Origin of the sequence: Pseudomonas sp. SWRI111, assembly GCF_014268555.1 — a bacterium.
GTDB lineage: Bacteria > Pseudomonadota > Gammaproteobacteria > Pseudomonadales > Pseudomonadaceae > Aquipseudomonas > Aquipseudomonas hamedanensis.
Window position 1 is genome coordinate 32,531 of sequence record NZ_JABWQQ010000026.1, and the last position, 26,645, is coordinate 59,175.

A 26,645-nucleotide genomic window follows, 5' to 3' on the forward strand; every position below is an offset into this window, starting at 1 on the left:
ATTGCGCATGAATGCATCCAGCCTTACCGGCAGCTCAGATGGCGACCGTTTCAATGAAGTGCTCGCATTGATCCACAGTTCCAGACACAAGGCCATGCAGGCGGTCAATACTCACCTGATCGAGCTTTACTGGCAGGTGGGCGCGCATATCAGTCGCAAGATTGAGCGGGCGGAGTGGGGGGATTCGGTGGTTGGCCAGTTGGCTGAACATCTGGCTAAAACGCAACCGGGGTTGCGAGGTTTCACTCGGCGAAATTTGTTTCGGATGCGCCAGTTTTACGAGGCCTATCGGGGTGATGAGAAAGTGTCAGCACTGCTGACACAATTGCCGTGGACCCATAATTTGCTCATTTTGACGCAGAGTAAGCTCTCCCAAGAGCGCGAGTTTTATCTGCGGATGGCCATTCAGCAAAAGTGGTCTACTAGAGAGTTGGAGCGCCAATTCAAAACGGCGCTTTTTGAGCGAACCATTGCCGATCCAGCGAAAACCTCCGCCGCGCTCAAACAAACGCACCCGGCAGCGCTTGAAATATTCCGCGACTCCTACATGGTCGAATTTCTCGACCTGCCTTCTGCTCATTCTGAAACCGATCTGCACCAAGGGCTCCTGACAAGGCTGAAGGACTTCCTCATCGAGCTTGGTCGGGACTTCTGCTTTGTCGGCTCCGAATATCCGCTGCAAGTCGGCGGTCGGGATTTTGCGCTGGACCTTTTGTTCTTGCACCGAGGGCTCAATTGCCTGGTCGCTATTGAACTCAAGGTCGGGCGTTTCGAGCCAGAGTATCTGGGCAAGCTGGATTTCTATCTGGAGGCGCTGGACCGCAATGTCCGCAAGCCCCACGAAAATCCGGCCATCGGTGTGTTGCTCTGCGCCAGTAAAGAGGACGAGGTCGTGGAGTACGCCCTCAACCGCAGCCTCTCGCCAGCCTTGATCGCGCAATATCAAACATGCTTGCCGGATAAACAGTTGCTGCAAGCCAAGCTGCATGAGTTTTATGCCTTGGATACGGCCCATACGGAAAACACAGACTAGCTGTCCCTTATTCCCATAAACCATAAGCACCGCACTTTGCGTGATATGGCCTGCGCGGGTTTGCCGGTATGATAGGCGCCCCCGCACGTCTGGATTGCGAATACGCCATGACCCTGCAGTACCCAACCATCGCCGATTGCGTCGGCAACACGCCGCTGGTGCGTTTGCAGCGCCTGCCCGGCGCCACCAGCAACACCCTATTGCTCAAGCTCGAAGGGAACAACCCGGCGGGTTCGGTCAAGGACCGTCCGGCGCTGTCGATGATCACTCGCGCCGAGTTGCGCGGGCAAATCAATCCCGGCGACACGTTGATCGAAGCGACCTCCGGCAACACCGGTATCGCTTTGGCCATGGCCGCTGCGATCAAGGGTTACAAAATGATCCTGATCATGCCGGACAACTCCAGCGCCGAGCGCAAGGCGGCGATGACCGCTTACGGCGCCGAGCTGATTCTGGTGACTCAGGAAGAGGGCATGGAAGGCGCCCGGGATCTGGCCCAGCGTATGGAAGCCGAAGGCCGCGGCAAGGTGCTCGACCAGTTCGCCAATGGCGATAATCCTGAGGCGCATTACACCACCACCGGTCCGGAAATCTGGCGTCAGACCCAGGGCAGCATCACGCACTTCGTCAGCTCGATGGGTACCACCGGCACCATCATGGGCGTCTCGCGCTACCTCAAGGAGCAGAGCGACAGCGTGCAGATCGTCGGCCTGCAACCGATGGAAGGCTCGGCCATCCCGGGCATCCGCCGCTGGCCTCAGGAATACCTGCCGAAGATCTATCAGGCCGAGCGCGTCGATCGCATCGTCGACATGGCGCAAAGCGAAGCCGAAGACGTGACCCGTCGCCTGGCGCGTGAAGAAGGCATCTTCTGCGGTGTGTCCTCGGGCGGTGCGGTGGCGGCGATGCTGCGTTTGTCTCGGGAAGTTGAGAATGCGGTGATCGTCGCGATCATCTGCGACCGTGGCGACCGTTACCTGTCGACCGGCATTTTCGACGCACCCAACTGATGGCCAAACACGAGAGAGGCCTGCGCTTCCAGCCCACCGGCGGCAGCAAGGCCCCGCAAGTCCCGACCGGAAAAAAGCAGCGCTTGAGCATCGAGCGCCTGGCCAATGACGGTCGCGGTATCGCGTTTTTCGAAGGCCGGACCTGGTTCGTCCTCGGCGCCCTTGCGGGCGAAGACGTCGAAGCGCGGGTGCTCGGCGCTCACGGCAAAGTGGTCGAAGCGCGCACCGAACGCGTGTTCGCTGCCAGTGCGTTGCGTCGCCCGGCGCCTTGCCCGCACGCCGGCCGTTGCGGCGGTTGCAGCGTTCAGCATTTGCCCCACGACGAACAGCTCGCCCTGAAACAGCGCATGCTCGCCGAGCAATTGTCGCGGGTAGCCGGTGTCGAACCAGAAGAATGGGCAGCACCGTTGACCGGTCCGGAATTCGGCTACCGTCGCCGTGCGCGCATCGCCGTGCGCTGGGACATGAAAGCGAAAAAGCTGGAAGTCGGCTTCCGCGCTGCCGGCAGTCAGGACATCGTCGCGATCAGTGAATGCCCGGTGCTGGTACAGCCCTTGCAACCGATCATGACCCGGTTGCCGGAGATGTTGCGGCGCTTGAGCAAACCGCAGGCGCTGGGGCATGTCGAGTTGTTCAGCGGCTCGTCATTGGCGCTGTTGCTGCGGCACATGGCGCCGTTGTCCGAAGCGGACCTGACGATCCTCAAGGAGTTTTGCCAGTTTCATGAGGCGCAACTGTGGCTGCATGGCGAGGGTGAACCTCAACCGGTCGAGGCGGGTCAGACGCTCGGTTATCGCCTTGAGCAGTGGGATCTGGACCTGGCTTACCGGCCGGGGGACTTCGTTCAGGTCAATGCCGCGGTCAACGAGGCAATGGTTGCGCAGGCGCTGGACTGGCTGAAACCGGCGCGCGAGGAACGGGTACTGGACCTGTTTTGCGGGCTGGGCAACTTTGCGCTGCCGCTGGCCCAAAGCGTGCGTGAAGTGGTGGCGGTGGAGGGCGTGCAGGCCATGGTCGAGCGGGCCGCTGCCAACGCCGTCAGTAACAATTTGCATAACACAAAGTTTTTTCAAGCCGATTTATCCCAGCCTTTGAGCGCTGCCCAGTGGATCGCAAACGGCTTTTCTGCGGTACTCTTGGACCCACCGCGTGACGGTGCTTTCGAGGTGGTACGCCAGTTGGCGACCCTGGGTGCCAAACGGCTGGTGTATGTGTCGTGCAACCCGGCAACGCTGGCGCGCGACACGGTGGAATTGATCAAGCAGGGCTACCGGTTAAAACGTGCCGGGATTCTCGATATGTTTCCTCAGACGGCACATGTCGAGGCCATGGCGTTATTTGAAGCGGGCCAGGATGGCTCGTCTGAATCCGTCTGATCTGTCCGCGCAGCGCTCGCTTGAGCCCCGCGAGCGCAAACGGGCAGTACAGGTCAGCGATTTGACGCATTGAATCTGCGTCGTAGGGAAGGTAAAGCAGCATGGTACAGGTGAGAGCACACCAGCCGATCAACACTGACGGCAGTATCAACCTCGAGGCCTGGCTCGATCATGCGGTCAGTGTCGATCTGGCACTGGATCGCGAGGCCTTGAAAGAAGCCTGCGAGTTCGCTCGCGAGGCCGAACAACAGTCCAATGCCAAGAAGAATCTGTGGGCCGAAGGCTCCGGCAGTTTCAGTACTGGCCTGGAAATCGCCGAGATTCTTGCCGACCTCAAGCTCGATCAGGATTCGCTGGTCGCGGCGGTCCTGTATCGCGGCGTGCGCGAAGGCCAGATCGAACTCGCCGCAGTCGGCCAGCGCTTCGGCCCGGTGGTGGCCAAGCTGATCGACGGCGTGCAGCGCATGGCGGCCATCAGCGCCAGCCTCAGCCCGCGGCAATCGATGGTCATGGGCACGCAGGGGCAGGTGGAAAACCTGCGCAAGATGCTCGTCGCCATGGTTGACGATGTGCGCGTCGCGTTGATCAAACTGGCCGAGCGCACCTGCGCCATTCGTGCGGTGAAAACCGCCGACGATGAAAAGCGCAACCGCGTCGCCCGGGAAGTCTTCGACATCTATGCGCCGCTCGCGCACCGGCTCGGCATCGGTCATATCAAATGGGAACTGGAGGATTTGTCCTTCCGTTACCTGGAGCCCGATCAATACAAACAGATCGCCAAGTTGCTCCACGAGCGGCGTCTGGACCGCGAGCGTTTCATCAGCGACGTGATGACCCAGCTCAAGGACGAATTGCAGGCCACCGGCGTCGACGCCGACATCAGCGGCCGGGCCAAACACATCTACTCGATCTGGCGCAAAATGCAGCGCAAGGGTCTGGAGTTCAGCCAGATCTACGACGTGCGCGCCGTGCGCGTGCTGGTCCCGGAAATGCGCGATTGCTATACCGCGCTTGGCATCGTCCATACCCTGTGGCGGCATATTCCGAAAGAATTCGACGACTACATCGCCAACCCGAAAGAGAACGGCTACCGCTCGCTGCACACTGCCGTGATCGGCCCGGAAGGCAAAGTGCTTGAGGTGCAGATCCGCACCCACTCGATGCACGAAGAAGCCGAACTCGGCGTCTGCGCGCACTGGCGCTACAAAGGCACCGACGTCAAATCCGGCTCGAACCATTACGAAGAGAAAATCTCCTGGCTGCGTCAGGTCCTCGAATGGCACGAAGAACTCGGTGACATCGGCGGTCTGGCCGAACAGCTGCGGGTCGATATCGAGCCGGATCGCGTCTATATCTTCACCCCTGACGGTCACGCCATCGACTTGCCGAAAGGCGCGACGCCGCTGGATTTCGCCTATCGCGTACACACCGAGATCGGCCACAACTGCCGGGGCGCGAAGATCAACGGGCGTATCGTGCCGCTCAACTACAGCCTGCAGACCGGCGAGCAGGTCGAGATCATCACCAGCAAGCACGGCACGCCGAGCCGCGACTGGCTGAACCCGAACCTCGGTTACGTCACCACCTCGCGGGCGCGGGCGAAGATTGTTCACTGGTTCAAGTTGCAGGCTCGCGATCAGAACGTTGCAGCGGGTAAAACCCTGATCGAGCGCGAACTCAATCGCCTTGGTCTACCGGCGGTGGATTTCGACAAGCTGGCCGAAAAAGCCAACATGAAAACCGCCGAAGACATGTTCGCTGCCCTCGGTGCCGGCGACCTGCGTCAGGCGCACCTGGTCAACCTCGCGCAACAACTGGTCGAGCCGGAGCGCGGCAACGAGCAGTTGGAGCTGATTCCGCGCAAGGCCACCGGTTACAAACCGGGCAAGCGTGGTGATATCCAGATTCAGGGCGTCGGCAACCTGATGACGCAGATGGCCGGCTGCTGCCAGCCGCTGCCGGGCGACGCGATTGTCGGCTACATCACCCAGGGTCGCGGTGTGAGCATTCACCGTCAGGACTGCGCCTCGGTGCTGCAACTGGGCGGGCGCGAGCCGGAACGGATCATTCAGGTCAGTTGGGGGCCGGTGCCGGTGCTCACCTATCCGGTGGACATCATCATCCGCGCCTACGACCGTTCCGGGCTGCTGCGTGACGTCTCGCAGGTGCTGCTCAACGAGCGCATCAACGTGCTGGCGGTCAACACCCGTTCGAACAAGGAAGACAACACGGCGCTGATGTCCCTTACCATCGAGATCCCAGGGCTGGATGCGCTGGGCCGCTTGTTGGGGCGGATTTCGCAATTGCCGAACATCATCGAAACGCGGCGTAACCGTACCCCGTGAAGATCGACGCCAATCAACTGTGGGAGCGGGCTTGCTCGCGAAGAGGTCGTGTCAGTCGAGATTTGCGCTGAATGACACACCGCATTCGCGAGCAAGCCCGCTCCCACATTGATCTAGTGTAGAGACATAACAGATGTATTCATTGGAAGATCTGCTCCACCTGATGTCCCGTCTGCGCGATCCGCAGTTCGGTTGCCCGTGGGACATCAAGCAAACCTACGCGACCATCGTCCCGCACACGTTGGAGGAAGCCTACGAAGTGGCCGATGCCATCGAGCGCGGCGATCTCGATCATTTGCAGGGCGAACTGGGCGATCTGTTGTTTCAGGTGGTGTATTACAGCCAGTTGGCCAAGGAAGAAGGGCGGTTCGAATTCGCCGGGGTGATCGACAGCATCACGCGCAAGCTGATCCGCCGCCATCCGCACGTGTTCCCCACCGGCGATCTGTATGCGCCGCTCGACGTGCCACGCTTGAGCGAAGAGCAGGTCAAACAGCACTGGGAACAAATCAAAGCCGAAGAGCGTGCCGAGAAAGCCTCGGCGCCCGAACAGTTGTCCTTGCTCGACGATGTGCCGACGACGTTGCCGGCACTGTCGCGCTCGGCCAAGTTGCAAAAGCGTGCCGGACAGGTCGGGTTCGACTGGCCGGATGCCTTGCCGGTACTCGACAAGGTGCGCGAAGAGCTCGATGAAGTGCTCGAAGCCATGTCGGAAAATGATCCGGTGGCCGTGGCGGACGAGATCGGCGACCTGCTGTTTTCCGTGGTCAATCTGGCCCGGCACCTGAAGGTCGATCCGGAAACCGCGCTGCGTGGCGCCAACGGTAAATTTGAAAGACGTTTCCGTTTTATCGAACAGGCATTGCGCGACACCCACCGTCCCATGGAAGATTGCACCCTCGAAGAGTTGGACGCCCTGTGGGGCGAAGCCAAACGCCAGGAAAAGAATGAGCCCAGCTGCGGCTGAGCCGTTGCCCAAGTGAGTAAGCATTAATGAGCCTTTCCCTTCGCGACCAGTTGCTCAAGGCAGGACTGGTCAATCAAAAGCAGGCCAAGCAGGTCAGCAAAGACAAGCAGAAGCAGCAGCGTCTGGCTCACAAAGGCCAGATCGAACTGGATGATTCGCAGCAGCGCGCAGCCCAGGAAGCCATGGCCGAGAAGGTCAAGCGCGATCAGGAACTGAACCGTCAGCAGAAAGAGAAGGCTGAAGCCAAGGCCCGCGCCGCGCAGGTCAAGCAGCTGATCGAAGTCTCGCGTCTGCCCAAGCTGACCACCGAGGACTACTACAACTTCGTCGATGACAAGAAGGTCAAGCGCATCTCGGTCAACACGCTGATGCGCAACAAGCTCAGCAGCGGCTCGCTGGCGATCGTGCACCATAACGGTGGCTACGAAGTGATCCCCCGTGAAGCGGCGCTGAAGATCCAGGAGCGCGATCCGCAGCGCATCGTTCAGCTCAACGTGCAGACTGAAGAGGTCAACGCCGAGGACGATCCGTACGCGGCCTATCAGATCCCTGACGATCTGATGTGGTAAGCGATTGTGGCGAGGGAGCTTGCTCCCTCGCCACAATGTGCAATGTTCGCCTGATCAGGCGGACTTCAGATCTCTTTGCTGTTCCTGCACTTCCAGTTCGGCCTTGTAGTTGTGGGCATCGATCTCGTTGTGGAACATGCCGACCAGCAAGTCTTGTTGATGCACATCCCAGATACGGATGCCGGCGGCCAGGCCTTCGTGGGACATGTGTGAATCGTCGCGTTCAGTTACTTTTACAGTCATCTGCTAGCTCCAATTTTTTCAGGTTCTGCAGCAAGGCATGTGCAGGACTCTGTTATAGATTTTGTTAGCCAGCTAAGTAAACCGCCGATGGGCGCAAGGTGTTGTTGCGCATTTCGCAACAGTGCTGCAGGCCGCGTAAACCGCGACATTCGGTCGCAGGACGATTGGTTTCATGACAAAGGTTTCATTTTAAGGACACCGCAAATCCCTTGTAGGAGTGAGCCTGCTCGCGATCGCGGAGTGTCAGTCACCGCTGATATTGACTGATCCACCGCTATCGCGAGCAGGCTCACTCCTACACAGATGTGTGTCGGCCATGAGTTTTATATCAGCCAAAAAAAACGCCCCGAACCAGTCGGGGCGTTTTCACGTGTCGCTCAGCAGCGGGGAATTACTTGCCTTCCCAGCGCTTCAACACCAGCGTGGCGTTGGTGCCGCCGAAACCGAAGCTGTTGCTCATCACGGTGTTGAGGGTGGCGTTCTCGCGGGTCTTGGTCAGCACCGGCAGATCGGCCACTTCCGGGTCGAGCTCGTCGATGTTGGCGGAACCGGCAATGAAGTTGCCTTCCATCATCAGCATGCAGTAGATCGCTTCGTGAACGCCGGCGGCGCCCAGGGAGTGACCGGACAGGCTCTTGGTCGAGCTGATGGCTGGAGCCTTGTCGCCGAACACTTCACGCACACCTTTCATTTCCGCGACGTCGCCGACCGGAGTCGAGGTGCCGTGGGTGTTCAGGTAGTCGATCGGGGTGTCGACAGTCGACAGCGCCTGCTGCATGCAGCGGATCGCGCCTTCGCCACTTGGGGCGACCATGTCGTAGCCGTCGGAGGTCGCGCCGTAGCCAACGATCTCGGCGTAGATTTTAGCGCCACGGGCCAGCGCGTGTTCCAGCTCTTCAACGACAACCATGCCGCCGCCGCCAGCGATGACAAAACCGTCACGGTCCTTGTCATAGGCGCGGGAGGCTTGTTCCGGGGTGTCGTTGCGCTTGCTGGACAAGGCGCCCATGGCGTCGAACAGGAACGACTGGCTCCAGTGCTCTTCTTCACCGCCACCGGCGAAGACGATGTCCTGCTTGCCCATCTGGATCTGTTCCATGGCGGTACCGATGCAGTGAGCACTGGTGGCGCAGGCAGAAGCGATGGAATAGTTCAGGCCCTTGATCTTGAACGGTGTGGCCAGGCAAGCGGAAACGGTGCTGCTCATGGTCCGCGTAACGCGGTACGGGCCGACGCGTTTCACGCCTTTCTCACGCAGGATGTCCAGCGCTTCCATCTGGTTCAGCGTGGAAGCACCGCCGGAGCCGGCGATCAGGCCGGTACGCGGGTTGGACACTTGCTCTTCGGTCAGGCCGGAGTCAGTGATCGCGTCTTTCATGGCCAGGTAGGCGTAAGCCGCTGCGTGGCCGACGAAGCGATAGATCTTGCGATCGATCAGCTCTTCAAGGTTGAGGTCGATGGAGCCGGAAACCTGGCTACGCAGACCCATTTCAGCATATTCCGGGTTGAACCGGATGCCAGGGCGGCTTGCACGCAGGTTAGCGGAGACGGTCTCTTTGTCATTGCCCAGGCACGAAACAATGCCCAGACCAGTGATAACGACGCGGCGCATGCGAATAACCCTTAGAAGTTGTCAGTGGAGGTGAACACGCCGACCCGGAGGCCTTCGGCGGTGTAGATTTCGCGTCCGTCGACACTGACCGAACCATCGGCGATGGCCATGTTCAGCTTGCCCTTGAGGACGCGCTTGATATGAATGTTGTAGGTGACTTTCTTGGCGGTCGGCAGCACCTGGCCGAAGAATTTCACTTCGCCCGAACCCAGCGCACGGCCGCGGCCCGGCAGACCCTGCCAGCCGAGGAAGAAACCGACCAGCTGCCACATGGCATCCAGGCCCAGGCAGCCCGGCATCACCGGATCGCCTTCGAAATGACAGGCGAAGAACCACAGGTCAGGGTTGATATCCAGCTCGGCGACCAATTCACCTTTGCCGTACTTGCCGCCTTCTTCGCTGATATGGGTGATGCGATCCACCATCAGCATGTTCGGGGCGGGCAATTGCGCGTTACCTGGGCCGAACAGCTCACCGCGACTGCAGCGCAGCAGGTCTTCCCGAGTAAAGGCGTTTTGTTTGGTCATGCGAGCTCCTCAATAATCCCATGCGGCAGGTGGGGCAAATCTTCCCGACCGTTCAAAGCGTTCATGCCTCGAACCGGCAGCCTACTCATAGACTATTGCGTTGTGGTGAAAGTCACAGCACCAAGGACATGAATGTACACTTGTGCACTGAAATTTTTATACAAGCCCCTTTCGAGGCTCGTTCGGGTGCCTAAGACTGCCGCACTTTCGCTTTTCACGCCAGTCGCAGATGGTCGAAAAACCGTCACTACCGCACCCAGCGCTGCAGAATCTGCTGTAGGTCGTTGCGTTTGAACGGCTTCGCCAGGTAATCGTTCATGCCCGCTGCCAGACAGGCTTCCCGGTCGCCCTGCAAGGCGTTGGCGGTTAGCGCGATGATCGGTACGTCGCGGCGTCCGGGCAGTTCGCGAATCTGCCGCGTGGCTTCATAGCCGTCGATGATCGGCAGGCGGCAGTCCATCAGAATCACCTCGAATTCGCCGCCCTCGGCACTGCGCACCGCTTGCGCGCCATCGGTCGCCACGCTGACGGCAAAACCGAGGCTGCGCAGCATCGCTTCGATCACGGTCTGATTGACCGGATTGTCCTCGACCAGCAACACCTGCCGTCCTTCACCCTGAGCACTGCCGTTCAAGGCCCGTGGCGCAGCCTGTGGCGGCAATGCCTGTTTATACAGCGCCAAAGGAATTTCCAGCGTGAACACCGAACCGCGACCTTCCTCGCTCTGCGCGCGCAGGGTGCCGCCCATGCGTTCGGCGAGGGTGCGCGCGATCGGCAAACCCAGGCCGGTGCCGCCATAACGCCGTGAAATCGAACTGTCGGCCTGCTGGAACGCGTTGAACATCAACTCCAGGCTTTCGGAAGAAATACCGATGCCGCTGTCACGCACCGAACAGGTGAACCACAGCAGTTCATGATCAAGCGACTGCCATTGTGCTTCGATGCTGACCCGGCCCTGCTCGGTGAACTTCAGCGCGTTGCCGACCAGATTGACCAGAATCTGCCGGATTCGGGTCGGATCGCCCTGAACCTGCAAGCCGCGCATGTCGTCCGGGACCCGCAGATTCAGCGCCAGGCCACGCTGCACAGCGCTGTGCTGGAACGACTGCGCACAGGCGCCGATCAGTTCGGCGAGGTTGAATGGAATGTGTTCCAGCTCCAGTTCCGAACGCTCGATCCGCGAGAAATCAAGAATGTCGTTGATGACCTTCAGCAGGTGTTCGGTGGATTCTGACGCGAGTGCGGCGTATTCGACCTGCTCTTCGGTCATCTCGGTGGTTTCGAGCAATTGCAACATGCCCAGCACACCGTTCATGGGCGTGCGCAGTTCATGGCTCATCATCGCCAGGAAATCGGACTTGGCGTTGTTGGCCTTTTCCGCTTCCTCGCGGGTCTGGATCAGTTGCGCCATCGCCTGATGCTGCTCGCGGCTGGCCTGTTCCAGCGCCTGGGCGAGGTTGTTGATGTGCTGCGACAGCGCGCCCAGTTCGGTGTCATCGACAATCGGCAACGGGGTTTTATAGTCGCCTTCCTGAATCGCCTTGACGGCATCGCCGATGTCGCGGATCGGCTGCGACAGGCTGCCGGCCAGGCGCCGCGCCAAAATAAACGTGAAGAGCAATGCGAACAGCGCGAGGATCGCGGCCTTGAACACGATTTCCTGCTGGCGCTGGCTGAATGCATCGTTGGACAGGCCGACGATTACCCGGCCCAGATAATCTTCGCTGGCCCCGCTTTTGCTAACGTTGGCGTCCTGGAAAAAATCATTGTGCAAGGCAATCCGTTGCAGGCGCACCGGCGCCTGAAACACTTCGACCTGATGCGGACGGCTGTGGGCCGCCGCCGGTTGCTCGACGTACACGAGAATCCGGTTGGCGCTGTCCTGCACTTCCAGAAAACGCACATTGGGCGTGGCCAGGGTCGCTTTCAGCAGGCTCTCCAGCACTTCGTTGTTACCGGAAATCACTCCGTATTCGGTGGCAGGCGCCAACTGGTTGGCGATCAGTTGGCCGGTGTGGTTCAGCTCCTGGCGCAGATCCTGAATCCGCACGAAGGTAAAGAAACTGATCAGCAGCAAGGTCAGCAGCAAGGCCGGGCCGAGGCTGATCAGTTGGGTGCGGGTATTGATGTCCCAACGGCGACGGAAAGTCATGGGCGCGGTTCTCCTTCGGCCAGCGCAGTGGCGGCAGACGCTTCATTGAGCGGTTCGATGCCTAAGGAACGAGCCACTTGCGCATTACTTGAGACTTTGAATCGCTCGGGATAGAGCGCGCGCGGCCAGGTTGCCGGCGGCTGGTCGAGCAAGCGGTCGAGGATGCTCAGCCAATCGCTCTGATCGCTGTAGGTGCTGGCCAGGCTGCCGGCGCGTACGAACGCAACGTTGGGGCCGACCAGGGCCACTTGCCGCGAGTAGCTGCTGAGCAACAGGTTTTTCGCGGTTTTCGGGTTGTACAGATCGGGGTCGTCGAGCCCCAGCAATACATCGCTGTTTTTCAACAGCGCTTGCAGGGGCCGGCTGTCATGGGTGTCGTCCCAGCGCTCGCTGACGATGTGCAGGTTCAACGGTTGCGCGGCCAGGTTCAGCTCTTTGAGCAGGAACTCGCTGTGCTGATCGAACAGCACGCCGACCCGTCGGGCCTGCGGCAATATCCGCCGGATCAGTTGCAACTGTCGGCCCAGCGGCGGATCGCTCCACAGCAGGCTCAAGCGCGCCGGCTGTGAATCACCAAAGCGCTGCCGCGCCTGCAAGCGGCTGATGCGCAGCACCAGCGTCGCCGGGCCTTGTGAGTCTTGCCGGCGCCAATCCAGCGCGGGCAGGTCGAGCAGGATCAAGCGCAGGCTCGCCGGCAATTTGCCCGCCGCCGGCAGACTCGCCAGCGGCTGGAAGCGCACGTTATCGGTGGGGCGCAATTCGCTGAGCGCCTGAACGAACGCTTGCACGCCGGGGCTTTCCTCGGCACCGGTCAGCAGAATATCGGCTGCCTGCACCGCGACGCCGTGCAGCCATGCCGTCACAAACAGACAGAGTCCGGCCAGCCAGTGGCCGGCGCTTGGCATCTTCCGTGACAGGCCGTTGCGCATGCTAGAACTCCAGCTCGGCACTGAAGTACATCAATCGGCGCTCGTCATCGTTGTTATCGACAAAAGTGCTCGGCTCGTGATCGAGGCGCTGCTGCAACACCCCGGCCAGTTGCAACTGCGCCTTGCCCAGCGGGATACGTTTGGCGATGCGCGTGTCGATCCGTTCAAAGCGGTAGCCATTAAGGGCGTTGTCGCCGTAATAGAAGACGGCGCTGTTCCAGCCATGCCCCCAATCGCGCAGCCAGCCGGCGGAACCGCTGTTGCGCGAGGTGAACTGCTGATCCAGCGGATTGCTCGCCTGGGCATCGACAAAGGCATAAGTGAAACGCAAGCGGTCGGCCACGCTCACGCGCCAATCCAGTTGGGTTTCCGTGCCGCGAAAGCGTGAGCTGTTGGCGTTGCTGGCAATGTACTGGTTGTTGCGCAGCGGCTCGCTGATCATCCCGGTGATTTCGTCATAGAACAGCTTCACATCCAGTGCCAGGCCGAGTTCGGCGAAGTAGCCGTTGTAACCCAATTCCCGCGAGCGCATGTGTTCCTGATCGAGATCGCCGGGGCCGCGGGTCTGGACGAAATAACGCGCCGACGACTGTCCATACGCCGAGGGCCGCAGCTTGCTGACCTGATAGCTCCAGTTGACGTTGTTCTCGAACATGTCCGGCGAGCGAATCGCTTCGGAGTACACCGCACGCAGGCCATGGCGCGGGTTGATCAGGTAGTTGATCGCGAAGCGAGGGGTCAGCGAACTGCCGACCAGTTGCGTGTCCTCGAACATCGCCCCGCCCTGTAAAAGCCAATGTTCACTGGCGCGCCACTCCAGTTGGCCGAAGGCGCGCCAGGTGGTGTCGTCGAGCGTGCCGTTGAAATAGGTTTCGGAGTCGGCGCGGTCGTAGCGATAGTTCATGCCGCTGACCAGGCGCAGGCCGTCGGACAGGCTGAGGGTGTCTTGCAGTTCAAGGTCGTAGCGCGATTCGCGGGCGCTCTGGTCGATGTCACCGCACAGGGTTCGACTGGCGCCGTTGCGCCATTGACCGAGCACTTGATTGGCCAGCGCCATCTCCTGCGGTGTGCCGGGTGCCGCGCCGGGGCCGGTGAATTGGCTGATGTTGCGCGCCAGGCGTTCGGTGTAGTTGGGGTTCAGTTGCCACAGTTGCGCCAGTTGCGGGCTGAACGAGACCTCGGCGTCGCAGGCGCGCCAGGTCTGTTGGCGATCCCAGTGTTGGGCCGAGCCTTGTACATAAAGGCTGTGTTCGGGGTTGATGTCGAGGTTCCAGCGCACCGAGCCGGCGTAATCCTTGGCCACCACGTCGGAATTGTTCCCGGCGGCGGTAATCCCTGAGAACACCGGGCGGTAGGTATAGGGCCGCTGATTGCTGCCGTCCTTGGCGTTGAGTTGCCAGTCGAGGCTCTGGTCATCGCTCAGGGTGTGGCTGACGGCGAGACTCAGGCGATTCAAGCGGCGGCTGTCGCGGTAGTCGGTGCCGCTGCGATCGCTGTCGAAACCGTCGTCTTCCTGGCCGGACAACGACAGGCGCAGATCACCGCCGTTCCAGCCGGTGCCCTGGCTGGCGTAGAAGTCGCTGATGCCGCGCTGGCCGCGGGTGTACTTCAGTCGCGTGCCATGGCTGTCCGCGGGGTGGCGGGTGATGATGTTGATCACCGCCATCAGCGCGTTGGCGCCGTAGCTGACGGTGTTCGGCCCGCGAAACACTTCGATGCGTTCGACGTCTTCCAGAGCCACCGGAATATCGCTCCAGTCCACCGTGGCCAGGCCTGCGCGGTACACCGAGCGGCCATCGATCAACACCTGCATGCGCCGCGCGCCGGTGGCATTGGTGCCGTGGTAATTGACCGCGGCCTGATTGCCGTTGAGGTGGCCGACCATCATCCCCGGAACCAGGCGCAGCAGCTCGCTGATGTCACGGGCACCGCTGGCGCCGATCAGTTCGCTGTCGAGTACGGTCATGCTCCCCGGCACTTGTGCCGGCGTCTGTTTCAGGCGCGTGGCGGTCAGCACCTGCGGCAGCGTCTGGCTGTCGACAAACAGATCGTCGGCCTGCAGCAACGGGCTGAACAGCAGCGCCAGCAGCACAGACGAACGCGGTGGGGGAGGGCCAAAAAACACAACGCAGCCTATAGAGCGAAGAATTGGCGCGCATGTTAACCGAGGGCAGCGACTTTTCCAGTCACGTTGTAGGCATTTTCCTAGGTTTTATTGGTCTTCTTCCTACAAGTGCCGGTAATTGACGCAGGGGCTGGCCGCGACCGGGTCGCCCCGTATAATGCCGGCATCGCCACTGGTATGGATTAACGGATTGCATATGACTGAACAGCGCCCGATTGCGGTCCTGGGAGGCGGAAGTTTTGGTACCGCCGTGGCCAATCTGTTGGCCGAGAACGGCCATCAAGTCCGGCAGTGGATGCGTGACCCCGAGCAGGCCGAGGCCATCCGGGTCAACCGCGAAAACCCGCGTTACCTCAAAGGCATCAAGATTCTGCCGGGCGTGACTGCCGTCACCGACCTGCAGGCCACCCTCGACGCCTGCGAGTTGTGCTTCGTCGCGCTGCCGTCCAGCGCGCTGCGCACGGTGCTCGCCGCCCACGCCGAGCGGTTGAGCGGCAAGATGCTGGTCAGCCTGACCAAAGGCATCGAAGCCCAGACGTTCAAACTGATGAGCCAGATCCTCGAAGAGATCGCCCCGCAGGCGCGCATTGGCGTGTTGTCCGGGCCGAACCTGGCGCGGGAAATCGCCGAACATGCGCTGACCGCCACGGTGGTCGCCAGTGAAGACGAAGCGCTGTGCAAGCAGGTGCAAGCCGCGCTGCACGGTCGCACTTTTCGCGTGTACGCCAGCGCCGACCGCTTTGGTGTCGAGCTGGGCGGGGCGTTGAAGAATGTCTACGCGATCATCGCCGGCATGGCGGTGGCGCTGGACATGGGCGAGAACACCAAGAGCATGCTGATCACCCGCGCTCTGGCGGAAATGACTCGTTTCGCGGTGAATCAAGGGGCCAATCCGATGACTTTCCTCGGCCTGGCCGGGGTCGGTGATCTGATCGTTACCTGTTCCTCGCCCAAGAGCCGCAACTATCAGGTCGGTTTCGCCCTCGGCCAGGGCCTGAGCCTCGACGAAGCCGTGTCGCGCCTGGGGGAGGTCGCCGAAGGGGTCAACACGCTCAAAGTGCTCAAGGCCAAATCGCAAGAGGTTGGCGTGTACATGCCGCTGGTCGCCGGTCTGCACGCGATACTCTTCGAAGGACGCACGCTGGAGCAGGTGATCGGTCTACTGATGCGCGCCGAGCCAAAAACCGACGTCGATTTCATTTCCACCAGCGGTTTCAACTGAGTCAACGGGAAGAGCCATGAACGATCCGAAAACCGAAGCCAAGTACGAATCCATCCTCCTGCGGGTGTTGTGGATGGTTATCTATGTGCTGGTCTGGCAAGTGACCCAGTTCATCCTCGGCGCCGTGGTGCTGGTGCAACTGATCTACCGTCTGATCTACGGCGCGCCGAGCGCCAGCCTGATGAATTTTGGCGACAGCCTGAGCCAGTTTCTCGCTCAGATCGGCCGTTTCGGCAGTTTTCACAGTGACCAGAAGCCGTGGCCGTTCGCCGACTGGCCAACGCCGCGCGCCCCGGAAGGCGAAGCGCCGCACACCGTCGCCCCGGCCGCGCATCCGGTGCGCGATGAGGAGCCCAAGCTATGAAACTCTGGGTGCTGCGTCATGGTGAGGCGGTGCCTTACGGCTCGAAGATCGATTCCGAGCGGGAACTGACCGAACACGGCCGCAAAGAAGTCCTGAGCAGCGCCGCTCATTTAATGGGACAACCGTTGACGGCGATCTACGCCAGCCCTTATCTGCGCGCGCAGCAAACCGCGCAGATTGTTCGTGAGGCGTTGGGCTTCGAGCCGGAGATTCGCACCGTCGATTGGCTGACACCGGAGAGCGATCCGGACAAAGTCGCCGAACAATTGGTCTCGGTCAGTAATGTATTGCTGGTCAGCCATAACCCTTTGGTGGGCAATCTGCTCAGCTATCTGCAGCATGGCGCCGGGCATCCGCCGGAGCGGGTCAGTACGGCGGGGCTGGCGGAGCTTGAGCACAGTGAACTGCTGATTGGCTCGATGAACCTTAACAGCCTGAAACACCCGTAACGCTGATCCCTTGTGGGAGCGGGCTTGCTCGCGAATGCGGTGTGTCATTCACGGTTGATGTGTCTGATACACCGCATTCGCGAGCAAGCCCGCTCCCACATTTGAGTTGCGCAATTCTTATGAAATTATTTGTTTGAAAAATCCAACCAAGCACTTGCTTGGTTGACTACGCTTGCTCCAGACCAAAAAAAACAGGAGCGAGTCGCATGTCTGCCGCCTTCCGTTTGCCGCTGGATGTGTTTTACGAACGCGAAGCGCGGCACCCGCGCCAGCGCTTCCTTGTGCAGCCCATCGGCGGCGGGCAGGTCGAGACACTGACCTGGGCCGACGTTGGCCATCAGGCCCGTTGCGCCGCGCACTGGCTACGCGCCCGCGAGTTGCCGCCCGGCAGTCACATCGCGCTGATCTCGAAAAACTGCGCGCACTGGATCATTGCCGACCTGGCGATCTGGATGGCCGGACACGTCTCGGTGCCGCTGTACCCCAACCTCACGGCCGAATCGGTGGCGCAGGTGCTCACTCACTCGCAAAGCGCGCTGGCGTTCATCGGCAAACTCGATGACTGGGCGGGCATGTCCCAGGGCGTGCCGGCGGGCTTGCCGACTATCAGCCTGCCGCTGCATCCGTCCGGCGCGTTCGATTTCAGTTGGGCGGACCTGCAAGGTTGTTCGCCGATTCAGGACGACCCGCGTCCCGCCGCCGAGCAACTGGCGACCATTATTTACACCTCCGGCACCACCGGCCTGCCCAAGGGCGTTATGCACAGTTTCGCCAATCTCGGTTTCGCCACCAGTCGCGGCACGCAGTTGTTCGGTCTCAACGAGAACGATCGACTGCTGTCGTATTTGCCGCTGTGCCATGTCGCCGAGCGCATGTTTGTCGAGCTGGCGTCGATCTACACCGGGCAGACGGTGTTTTTCGCTGAGAGCCTCGATACTTTCATCATCGACCTCAAGCGGGCGCGGCCGACCGCGATGTTCGGCGTGCCGCGCATCTGGACCAAGTTCCAGATGGGCGTGTACAGCAAGATCCCGGCGAAACGTCTGGATTTTCTCCTCGGCCTGCCGTTGATTGGCAAACGGGTCGGGCACAAGGTGCTGGCGGGTCTGGGGCTGGATGCCTTGCGCGTGGCGCTGTCCGGCGCCGCGCCCGTGCCGCCGACCCTGCTCGCCTGGTATCAGAAACTCGGCCTCGATGTGCTGGAGGTCTACGGCATGACCGAGGGTTGCGGCTACTCGCATATCTGCCTGCCCGGCGAGTACCGACAAGGCTGGATTGGCAAACCTTGTCCGGAGGTTGAAGTGCGCATCGATGCGTCCGGCGAAGTGCAAGTGCGCAGCCGGGCGAACATGCTCGGCTATTTCAAGGAACCGCAAAAAACCGCCGAGACGCTGACCGAAGACGGCTTTCTGCGCACCGGCGACAAGGGCGAGCAGGACAGCGAAGGGCGCCTGCGCCTGACCGGGCGGCTCAAGGAAATCTTCAAGACCAGCAAAGGCAAATATGTCGCGCCGGCGCCCATCGAGAATCGCCTGGCGGTGCATTCGCGAATCGAACAGGTCTGTGTGGTGGGCGATGGTTTGAGTGCGCCGTTAGGCTTGTGTGTGCTGTCCTCGGTCAGCCAGGACGAGGGGCGGGTGAGTCTGCAGACGAGCCTGGAAAAACTGCTGGAGGAGGTCAATGCTGTGCTCGACAAGCATGAGCGCCTGCACCGCCTGGTGGTGGTCAAGGACAGTTGGGCCGTAGAAAACGGCTTTCTCACGCCGACCCTGAAAATCAAGCGCAACGTGATCGAAGACCGTTATGGCGCCCGTTTCGAAGAATGGAGCGAGCGCCGCGAGGCAGTGCTGTGGCAGGATTGAGCGACGACTAAAACAACAAGGGAAGTCTGCAATGAGCCTGTGGCGTACCATTCCAAACATCGAGCAGTTGAACGCGATCCAGAAAAATACCATTGGTGAAGTGCTCGACATCCGCTTCGAAGCATTCGACGAGCAGTCGCTGACGGCGAGCATGGTCATCGATCATCGCACTCACCAACCGTACGGTTTGCTGCACGGCGGCGCCTCGGTGGTGCTGGCGGAAACCGTCGGTTCGATGGCCAGTTATCTGTGTATCGATGCCAGCAAGTTTTACTGCGTGGGGCTGGAGATCAACGCCAACCACCTGCGCGGATTGCGCAGTGGACGGGTGACGGCGGTGGCCACGCCGATTCACATTGGCCGCACCACCCATGTCTGGGATATCCGCCTGACCAGCGACGAAGGCAAGGCCAGTTGCGTGTCACGCCTGACCATGGCGGTGGTGCCGCTGGGAGAGCAGCCGCCACTGCGGTGAGGGCAGCGGTAAGGCGATAGCATCACCTGCTTAAAAGTTGAGTTGCGCTCGGGAATATTTTCGCTGACCAGGACTGGTTTCGCTAACAAAGTAGACTTGGTCGACGTCGGTTGGTGGGCTTTCGCGGACAATACCGGCGCCGACCTGGTTTTTTTCAAGGTCCCAGGCCGTTGTGCCCAGTTCTGCGCTCAGGCCGGGCTTGGCAATCGTGACAAACGTCGAGCGTATGTCGCCGATCGCGCTCACGACTGCACGGCTCACCGCCGTTCGGGTGTGTGGGTCCAACGTGTCGTAGCCAGGGATCTGTGATAAAGCCAGATTGGCGACCCGCCCCAGCGATAAAAAGAAATGACGGCTGCTGTAGCCGACCACGGCGTTCTCCTGATTGAAGGTCGGTTCGCGATCATTCGAGGGGATGGTCGGGGTTCCCCTCAGCCCTCTCACGACTGAGGCAGCGGCGGCACTGGCAGCCGTGACTGCCGAGACGGAAAGAACGGACTGCAACACATTTCCGGTTGCATCCGTGCCAAACAGCGTTGAGCCGCCGAACCCGGTGGCGCCTGCTGCCAACCCTGCGCCAGCTACGCTGGCCGCTCCCGTGAGCGGATCGACACGGCCCACAGCGGGGTTGCTCGGGCCGGCATTGGCCAGATACTGCGCCGACATTTCACGAAACAGGGTACCGAAGGCGCTGCCAATCTGGCCCGCCGCGGCTGCATTCCCGCGTGGATCGAGCATGCCGAGCAGGGACGGCGCGGCGCCCAGGGCCGCACCTATTACAGCACCGCCGATTTTCGCAGCCAGAGGTCCCCAATCTGCCGGGGAACTGATGTGCATAGAGCTTTGCGCCCAGTTGGCGCCGGCATAGCCGCTTATGCCACCCGTTACGGCACCCGCCAAAGCACCTCCAATGCTCACCGCAACGTTCGCCGGCGGCAGGAAACCCACGAAGGCCGCTTGCGCGGCGGTGGCAAAAGCTGCGCTGACAAACTCTCGCGTGGCTGTCGCACCCGCTGCCCTGGCGGTATCCAATCCGGTCAGTCCTTGGCGGTCGACAAACCTGACGGGATTGCCGCGCACCATCAAGTACCGATTCATACCATCGGTGATGCCCACCGGATCCGGGCTGATCCAGCGCATCAACCAAGGCGCATAGAAGCGCTGGCCATAAAATAAAGGCCCGTGGCATCAAGCTCCTGGCCTGCGTAGCGGCGGGTCTTGTAACGTGCCTGTACCTGATCGGGCCCTGCCCACCACGAGGTGCCACCGTAGGGAAAATAGTTCTCTTCACAAATAGTGTTGCCCTGATCGTCGAGCACCAGCATGTTCGAGCCCAGATGATTGCTGAACTGGTAGCGATACTGATCGGCAACCATGCCCTCGGTAGCCCAGTGCAGGACTTCAACAGCACAACGTCCTGCCTGCACTGAAATGACGTGCAAGGTTTCATCGGCTCTATTGCGTATTTCCAGCTCTGGCAGATAGCGCGTTTCATGCAGTTGCATGATTGCTGCCGTTTGTACGAGGCGGACTTTGCGCTTGCGCTGACCCGCGCCGTCGTACACATAGCGTTCGCAGTCGTTTGCAGCATCCTTGCGCCTGACCTGATCGACCTGGAGCAATCGTCCGCCAGCACTCCACTGCAACATCTGGCCGGGCTGGAGCGTTTTCCGGTTGCCGTTGATATCGAAGCCGGCGGCAATTTCCAGTTCGTCGGGCAGTGTGCCGCTGATCGTTTGTTCCAGGCCGCGATTGCTGTATCTGGAAATCGCCGTGCGCTGCGTCCAACTCTTGCTTGCGGCACTGTGAACCAGGGTGGTGAGGTTGCCGGCCTCATCATAGGTGTACGTCTGGCGGTAGTTTTCGAGCTGGGCGGAATCTGGTGGAGAGCTGAAGATCGGCTCCGCGGGACCATTGACCGTGCTGCTTCGCTGCCAGCCCGTGGCACCGATCAATTGGTAGAGGCTGTCATAAATAAACGACGAAACAGGGTTGATCGTCTGGTTGCGAAAAAAGCGCGTGGGCTGGGCCATATCCTCGACACTGAGGATGTTGCCGACTGGATCGTAGCGATAGAGCAGATGTTGCAGGGCAGGGCGCCCGTCCGTTCCGGCAATGATCTCAACAAGTCGACCGCTCTGTGGATCGTAGAAATTCTGGCTTATCACGCCATTGGCGGCCGCTTGGCGCACCACCTGATCGTCCGCGTTGTACTGGATGTCGTGCAGCAACAGTCTGGGATGCGAGTCTTGCGCGACTTTCAGACTGATTTGCTTGAGTTGTCCGGCGACGTTCAGTTGGAGTCGCTTTTGATTGCTCATGGCGTCTTGCTGGCTGATCGTCTCCCCCAAGGCGTTATAGCAGACATGGGTAGTTGCACCACTCCCGGACTCGTGGAGCAGGTCTCTTTCCGCCAAGGCTGGCGGCCAGTCCGGCTCGTTAATTTCACTGAGAAAATGCCGTACACACCTGATTGGCTCACCGTTGAGGGTGTATTCAGGAAAAAACTCGCTTCCAGCACTGTCATCATGGCGAATCATGCGGTCGCATTGGTTGTGCGCTGCGCACGATGGCGAGGTGTCGCCGTAACTGAAAAAACCGCTGTTTCTGGCACTTGTGCCCAGTACCTGTTCAACGAGACTGATGGGACGCAGCCGCAAGTCATAGAAGGTCAGCGTCTGCGTCATCTGCCCGTCCCACTCGATGAGGCGTTGTCCTGCCGCGCCTGGCAAGGTCAGCCGAAGTGCGCCATCAACACTGTCGCTTGAAAGGGACCGGCCGGTGAGGCTGGAAATCAACTTCAGGTTTGGGCGGGCATCCGGTTCGCGCTGTTGCAGCGCATACAGGCGTGGATCGCAGGCGTCAGTCAGTCGACCGGCAGCGTTGTAGCGTTGGCGATAAATACGCGGGGCGGTCGGCCCACCGGGCGTTTCACGACAATAGGACACCGTGGCAATGTTCAGCCCACGTGAATCCATCACGGAAACCGTCGGTGTATGCGTGTGCATGAAGCAGCCATCCCGAGTTCGTGGACCTGATTCGTTTATCGTGCACAGGAAGCCAGCGGTCAACTGTCATAAATTACAGGTCGTCGAAGTTTGCGACGACTGGCCTGACGTCAGTATGGATAAAACAACATCGCCACTATTCGTGGCCGTTACGGTCATTGCTGTCCGCGCGGGTCTTGCGGACAATCATCCTCATGTTTTCGCCCACTGGATTTGCCCGCATGTCGCAACCGATCTTTTTCGCCCACGCCAACGGCTTTCCCTCGGGCACCTATGGCAAGTTGTTCGCGGCGCTGGCGCCCGAGTACCGGGTTGCACATCTACAGCAGCACGCCCATGACCCGCGTTTTCCGGCGGATGACAACTGGTACAACCTGGTCGATGAACTGATCCATCACTTGCAGCAGCAGGACCAACCGGTGTGGGGCGTCGGTCATTCCTTTGGTGGCGTACTCCATTTGCACGCGGCGTTGCGTTGTCCTGAGCTGTATCGCGGGGTGGTGATGCTCGATTCGCCAGTGCTGACCCGCACCGATCAATGGGTGATTCGTGCGGCCAAGCGCTTCGGGTTCATCGACCGGCTGACCCCGGCCGGGCGCACGCTCGGGCGTCGTGAAGAGTTCGCCGATCTTGACAGCGCACGCAGTTACTTTGCCGGCAAAAGCCTGTTTCGCGGTTTCGACCCCGAATGCTTCGATGCCTACCTGCAACACGGGCTGCATCGGGTAGACGACAAGCTGCGGCTGCGTTTCGACCCGGCCACTGAAATCAGCATTTATCGCGGCGTGCCGCACACCAGTCCCGGGCGCACCCGGCAATTGCAGGTGCCGCTGGCCGTGGTGCGCGGCCACAAAAGCCGTGTGGTGATGCGTCACCACACCCGTTTTGTTTCGCGTCTGCCACAAGGCGAGGCGCTGAGCATGCCCGGCGGGCACATGTTTCCGCTTGAGCGCCCGCAGGACACCGCGCGGTTGCTCAAGAGTCTGTTCGCTCGCTGGGAAAGCCGTCAGGCTCAGGATTGCGCATGAGCCCGACCTTCGAAGAAGTGCGTCTGAGCTTGCCGCATATCGAACTGGCGGCGCATTTGTTCGGCCCCGAGAACGGCTTGCCGGTGATCGCCCTGCACGGCTGGCTCGATAACGCCAACAGCTTTGCCCGCCTGGCGCCCAAACTCAAAGGCTTGCGCATCATTGCGCTGGACATGGCCGGACACGGACATTCCGGGCACCGGCCGAACGGCGCCGGCTATGCGCTGTGGGATTACGCCCACGACGTTTTGCAGGTCGCCGAGCAACTGGGCTGGAAGCGTTTCGGCCTGCTCGGGCATTCGATGGGCGCTATCGTGTCGATGGTGCTGGCGGGATCGCTGCCGGAGCGGATCAGCCATCTGGCGCTGATCGATGGGGTGATTCCACCGACCGACAAAGGCGAAAACGCTGCCGAGCGGATGGGCATGGCCCTGCAAGCCCAACTGGATCTGCGGGAAAAACGCAAACCGGTCTACACCACACTCGACCGAGCGATCGAAGCGCGCATGAAAGGCCTGGTGGCGGTCAGTCGCGAAGCGGCCGAGCTGCTGGCCCAGCGCGGTCTGATGCCGGTGCCCGGCGGTTATACCTGGCGCACCGATAATCGCCTGACCCTGCCATCGCCGCTGCGCCTGACCGAGGAACAGGCGATGGCGTTCGCGCTTCGAGTCAGTTGTCCGGCGCACCTGGTGGTTGCGGCTGACGGCATGCTGGCCAGGCATCCCGAACTGCTGGAGCGTCTGCCCTTTAGCCATAAACCGCTGCCGGGCGGGCACCATTTGCACCTGAACGACGAGGCCGGCGCGGATCTTGTCGCAGACTGTTTCAATCGCTTCTTCGCCATTCCTTGACTTGCTGCGGGCAACTGCCGAGGCTGGGCGGGTTGAAATGGGAGATAACCACGATGGATGTCTACACCGCTGCACCCCCGATTTGCCACGCCTTGGCGATCCGATGAGCCTGACCAAGCGCTCACTCAGTCTGCTGGCGCTGTGTTCTATCAGTTGCTTTTCGTTTGCCGCGGATGTGCCGGGCAGTCAGGATTTGCCGATCGTGCCGCGTCTGGCCGATGCGCAGATCGTCGACTATCGGCCTGCCGTCGAGCTGGAAAGAATCTATCCGCTGGGTTCGATCCGCAAGATCAGCGGCCAACTGCGCTTCGACGGGCAAGTGACCGCGCGTGGCCAGACCACTTCGGTGACCTACGAGTTGCCGCCCGAACATTCCGCCACCGAAGCATTCACCGCCGCTCGCCAGGCCCTGCAAAAGCAGGACGCCGAGTTGCTGTTCTGGTGTCAGGCCCGCGACTGCGGTGAGAGCAGCCTGTGGGCCAACGAGGTATTCGGCAATGCCAAGCTGTACGGTTCCGATGAGCAACAGGCGTACCTGTTGCTGAGGCTGGCGGCGCCGAGGGACAACACACTCGTGGCGCTCTACAGCATCACGCGCGGCAATCGCAAAGCCTATCTGCACGTCGAACAGTTCGAGGCGAACGCGCCGTTGGGCGAGTTGCTGCCGACCTCGGCGACCTTGTTGCGTCAGCTCAAGAGTACCGGCGAGCTGGATTTCCCCGATCGAGTGGATGAGCCGGGTGAGCCCTGGTTACGCTTGATTTCCCGCAGCCTCAATCTCGACACTACCTTACGGGTCACGGTCTCCGGGCCCAAGGCCGAAGCCTGGCGCCAGGCGCTGATCAATCAGGGCGTACGCGCGGCACGCATGGAAACCGGTAATCTCGAAGGCGCCGGACTGCGCATCCACCTGTTGCGATAAGCTGTATCGGCGAATACCCGCGAGGTGTTCGCCTATTCTTGGCCTGACTGACTATTTTCGAGACCCTCCATGCTCAATAACGATCGCCTGCTGGTGCAGATTCTGCTGCTGGTGTTGTTTGGTGCCAGCCTGTGGGTGATGGCGCCGTTCTGGTCGGCGCTGTTCTGGGGCGCGGTGCTGGCATTCGCCAGCTGGCCGCTGATGCGGCTGTTGACCCGTTGGCTCAATGGCCGTGAATCGCTGGCCGCGGCGATCCTGACGCTGGGCTGGATGTTGCTGGTGGCGGCGCCGCTGGTGTGGCTGGGGTTCAACCTGGCCGATCATGTCCGTGATGCCACGGCGTTCATCAAGGATGTGCAGGTCGACGGTCTGCCGGAGGCGCCGACCTGGCTCGGCGGTGTGCCTTTCGTCGGTGAGCGGCTGGTGGGCATGTGGGACAGCATCGATCAGCAGGGCGCGGCGTTGATGGTCTCGATCAAACCCTATCTGGGTCAGGTCGGTAATTGGTTGCTGGCGCGCAGTGCGCAGATTGGCGGCGGGATTCTCGAGCTGACGCTGAGTATCGTCTTCGTGTTCTTTTTCTACCGTGACGGGCCGCGGCTGGCGGCTTTCGTGCACAGCCTGCTCGAACGGCTGATCGGTGATCGTGCCGGGTACTACATCGAGTTGGTGGCCGGTACGGTGCAACGGGTGGTCAATGGCGTGATCGGGACCGCGGCGGCGCAGGCGGTGCTGGCGTTGATCGGCTTTTTTATTGCCGGGGTGCCGGGGGCGCTGGTACTGGGGATCGTGACGTTTCTGTTGAGTCTGATTCCGATGGGGCCGCCGCTGGTGTGGGTCCCGGCCACCGCCTGGCTGGCATGGAAGGGCGAGTACGGGATGGCGGTGTTTCTCGGGATCTGGGGGACGTTCATCATCAGTGGCGTGGACAATGTGCTCAAGCCGTATCTGATCAGCCGCGGGGGGAATCTGCCGCTGGTGATTGTGTTGCTTGGGGTGTTTGGCGGGTTGATTGCGTTTGGGTTTATCGGGTTGTTTATCGGGCCTACGTTGTTGGCGGTGGCTTATAGTCTGTTGACCGACTGGAGCAAGAGTCAGGCTCGGGTGGTTTAGGGCTTGGCGGCCTTTGGGCCGGCCAGGCTTTGGGTTTTTTGGGGGTACATATCCGTTGCTGCGGTAACGGCTGCTCAGGGTTCCGCCCTTACGGCGGGTGACTTTGGGGGCCCAAAGTAACCAAAGGCCTTTTGCCCTGACGTGCGGCCCCTCGCCTGGGCTCGGGGTTCCTTCGCTGCGGGATCGATCCGGGCGCAGCGTTTCCGGTTTGCTTCGCTGCACCTCCTTGCGCTGTGTACGACTTCGTCGTACGGTCGCTGCGCTCCCACGCCCGGATCAATCCCTCCGCTCAGCCTGCCGACGGGCGCCGTGCATCAAGATCAAGAGCCTTACTCGAGCTAACGCTCATTGTGTTGAGTGGTGAGAGGCAAAAGCGGGTTGCTTTGGTTTTGCGATTTTGTGGGAGCGGGCTTGCCAGCGAAAACGGCCTGACAGCCGACCTGTCTCTTGCAGATGTACACCG

At 60.8% G+C, this 26,645-nt stretch carries 23 protein-coding genes and 1 pseudogene; 16 read left to right on the plus strand and 8 right to left on the minus strand.

Annotation, left to right across the window (positions count from 1 at the left end):
• Positions 1-7: 7 nt before the first annotated feature.
• The 7 genes and pseudogenes from HU755_RS23660 (at position 8) to HU755_RS23685 (ending at position 7,300) form a co-directional block, all read left to right on the plus strand.
• On the plus strand, positions 8-1,033 hold the full coding sequence (locus HU755_RS23660) for a YhcG family protein (protein ID WP_186637057.1): 1,026 nt from the start codon (positions 8-10) through the stop codon (positions 1,031-1,033).
• Between the two features lie 107 nt (positions 1,034-1,140).
• Complete coding sequence (gene cysM, locus HU755_RS23665; protein ID WP_186551755.1) at positions 1,141-2,043, plus strand: cysteine synthase CysM; 903 nt, start codon at positions 1,141-1,143, stop codon at positions 2,041-2,043.
• Entirely contained in the window at positions 2,043-3,419 is a 1,377-nt protein-coding gene (rlmD, locus tag HU755_RS23670; protein WP_186637076.1) for a 23S rRNA (uracil(1939)-C(5))-methyltransferase RlmD, read from the plus strand. The genes cysM and rlmD overlap by 1 nt, the downstream gene beginning before the upstream one ends.
• Before the next feature lie 101 nt (positions 3,420-3,520).
• Positions 3,521-5,764: a GTP diphosphokinase gene (gene relA, locus HU755_RS23675; RefSeq protein WP_039757831.1), complete on the plus strand. Its 2,244-nt coding sequence runs from the start codon at positions 3,521-3,523 to the stop codon at positions 5,762-5,764.
• Positions 5,688-5,870: pseudogene (locus tag HU755_RS27565) on the plus strand (hypothetical protein); the annotation flags it as partial. The gene relA and the pseudogene HU755_RS27565, both read left to right, overlap by 77 nt.
• 27 nt (positions 5,871-5,897) lie before the next feature.
• Positions 5,898-6,731 (plus strand): nucleoside triphosphate pyrophosphohydrolase, encoded by an 834-nt coding sequence (mazG, locus tag HU755_RS23680; RefSeq protein WP_186637095.1) that lies wholly within the window; start codon positions 5,898-5,900, stop codon positions 6,729-6,731.
• Between the two features lie 26 nt (positions 6,732-6,757).
• On the plus strand, positions 6,758-7,300 hold the full coding sequence (locus HU755_RS23685) for a DUF2058 domain-containing protein (RefSeq protein ID WP_186551738.1): 543 nt from the start codon (positions 6,758-6,760) through the stop codon (positions 7,298-7,300).
• Positions 7,301-7,354: 54 nt separating this feature from the next.
• Here HU755_RS23685 and HU755_RS23690 read toward each other — a convergent pair whose 3' ends face one another.
• The 6 genes from HU755_RS23690 to HU755_RS23715 all read right to left on the minus strand — a co-directional run bounded on the left by HU755_RS23690 (position 7,355) and on the right by HU755_RS23715 (position 14,888).
• Complete coding sequence (locus tag HU755_RS23690; protein ID WP_186551739.1) at positions 7,355-7,543, minus strand: hypothetical protein; 189 nt, start codon at positions 7,541-7,543, stop codon at positions 7,355-7,357.
• 391 nt (positions 7,544-7,934) lie between these two features.
• On the minus strand, positions 7,935-9,155 hold the full coding sequence (fabB, locus tag HU755_RS23695) for a beta-ketoacyl-ACP synthase I (RefSeq protein WP_186529698.1): 1,221 nt from the start codon (positions 9,153-9,155) through the stop codon (positions 7,935-7,937).
• Positions 9,156-9,166: 11 nt separating this feature from the next.
• Positions 9,167-9,682 carry a 3-hydroxyacyl-[acyl-carrier-protein] dehydratase FabA gene (gene fabA / locus HU755_RS23700; RefSeq protein ID WP_024013962.1) on the minus strand — a complete coding sequence of 172 codons (516 nt, stop codon included), beginning with the start codon at positions 9,680-9,682 and terminating at the stop codon, positions 9,167-9,169.
• A 247-nt stretch (positions 9,683-9,929) separates the two neighbouring features.
• Complete coding sequence (locus tag HU755_RS23705) at positions 9,930-11,834, minus strand: ATP-binding protein (protein WP_186637108.1); 1,905 nt, start codon at positions 11,832-11,834, stop codon at positions 9,930-9,932.
• On the minus strand, positions 11,831-12,763 hold the full coding sequence (locus HU755_RS23710; protein WP_186637110.1) for an ABC transporter substrate-binding protein: 933 nt from the start codon (positions 12,761-12,763) through the stop codon (positions 11,831-11,833). The genes HU755_RS23705 and HU755_RS23710 overlap by 4 nt, the downstream gene beginning before the upstream one ends.
• A gap of 1 nt (position 12,764) precedes the next feature.
• Positions 12,765-14,888 carry a TonB-dependent receptor gene (locus tag HU755_RS23715; RefSeq protein ID WP_186637112.1) on the minus strand — a complete coding sequence of 708 codons (2,124 nt, stop codon included), beginning with the start codon at positions 14,886-14,888 and terminating at the stop codon, positions 12,765-12,767.
• 196 nt (positions 14,889-15,084) lie between these two features.
• Here HU755_RS23715 and HU755_RS23720 point away from each other — a divergent pair, with 196 nt between their 5' ends.
• From HU755_RS23720 to HU755_RS23740, 5 genes are all read left to right on the plus strand, one after another.
• Positions 15,085-16,110, plus strand: a complete 1,026-nt coding sequence (locus HU755_RS23720; protein WP_186551743.1) for an NAD(P)H-dependent glycerol-3-phosphate dehydrogenase — start codon at positions 15,085-15,087, stop codon at positions 16,108-16,110.
• Positions 16,111-16,126: 16 nt separating this feature from the next.
• Positions 16,127-16,474, plus strand: a complete 348-nt coding sequence (locus tag HU755_RS23725) for a DUF4389 domain-containing protein (protein ID WP_186637114.1) — start codon at positions 16,127-16,129, stop codon at positions 16,472-16,474.
• The gene (gene sixA, locus HU755_RS23730; protein ID WP_186637115.1) at positions 16,471-16,923 is read left to right on the plus strand and encodes a phosphohistidine phosphatase SixA; all 453 of its coding nucleotides are present in this window, start codon (positions 16,471-16,473) and stop codon (positions 16,921-16,923) included. Before HU755_RS23725 ends, sixA begins: the two co-directional genes overlap by 4 nt.
• Positions 16,924-17,129: 206 nt before the next feature.
• Positions 17,130-18,785 (plus strand): AMP-binding protein, encoded by a 1,656-nt coding sequence (locus tag HU755_RS23735; RefSeq protein WP_186637117.1) that lies wholly within the window; start codon positions 17,130-17,132, stop codon positions 18,783-18,785.
• A 31-nt stretch (positions 18,786-18,816) separates the two neighbouring features.
• Positions 18,817-19,260, plus strand: coding sequence for a hotdog fold thioesterase (locus HU755_RS23740; RefSeq protein WP_186622183.1), 444 nt, complete (start codon positions 18,817-18,819; stop codon positions 19,258-19,260).
• Between the two features lie 30 nt (positions 19,261-19,290).
• Here the strand turns inward: HU755_RS23740 and HU755_RS27570 are convergent, their stop codons facing one another.
• Both HU755_RS27570 and HU755_RS27575 read right to left on the minus strand, forming a co-directional pair.
• The gene (locus HU755_RS27570; RefSeq protein ID WP_238350038.1) at positions 19,291-20,400 is read right to left on the minus strand and encodes an RHS repeat-associated core domain-containing protein; all 1,110 of its coding nucleotides are present in this window, start codon (positions 20,398-20,400) and stop codon (positions 19,291-19,293) included.
• On the minus strand, positions 20,400-22,268 hold the full coding sequence (locus tag HU755_RS27575; RefSeq protein ID WP_238350036.1) for an RHS repeat domain-containing protein: 1,869 nt from the start codon (positions 22,266-22,268) through the stop codon (positions 20,400-20,402). Before HU755_RS27575 ends, HU755_RS27570 begins: the two co-directional genes overlap by 1 nt.
• A 221-nt stretch (positions 22,269-22,489) precedes the next feature.
• Here HU755_RS27575 and HU755_RS23750 point away from each other — a divergent pair, with 221 nt between their 5' ends.
• The 4 genes from HU755_RS23750 to HU755_RS23765 all read left to right on the plus strand — a co-directional run bounded on the left by HU755_RS23750 (position 22,490) and on the right by HU755_RS23765 (position 26,182).
• Positions 22,490-23,296: an alpha/beta fold hydrolase gene (locus HU755_RS23750; RefSeq protein WP_186551749.1), complete on the plus strand. Its 807-nt coding sequence runs from the start codon at positions 22,490-22,492 to the stop codon at positions 23,294-23,296.
• Positions 23,293-24,147, plus strand: a complete 855-nt coding sequence (locus tag HU755_RS23755) for an alpha/beta hydrolase (protein WP_186551750.1) — start codon at positions 23,293-23,295, stop codon at positions 24,145-24,147. Before HU755_RS23750 ends, HU755_RS23755 begins: the two co-directional genes overlap by 4 nt.
• Positions 24,148-24,250: 103 nt before the next feature.
• Positions 24,251-25,069, plus strand: a complete 819-nt coding sequence (locus tag HU755_RS23760) for a DUF4892 domain-containing protein (protein ID WP_186622175.1) — start codon at positions 24,251-24,253, stop codon at positions 25,067-25,069.
• A 69-nt stretch (positions 25,070-25,138) separates the two neighbouring features.
• Complete coding sequence (locus HU755_RS23765; RefSeq protein WP_186551752.1) at positions 25,139-26,182, plus strand: AI-2E family transporter; 1,044 nt, start codon at positions 25,139-25,141, stop codon at positions 26,180-26,182.
• Positions 26,183-26,645 lie beyond the last annotated feature (463 nt).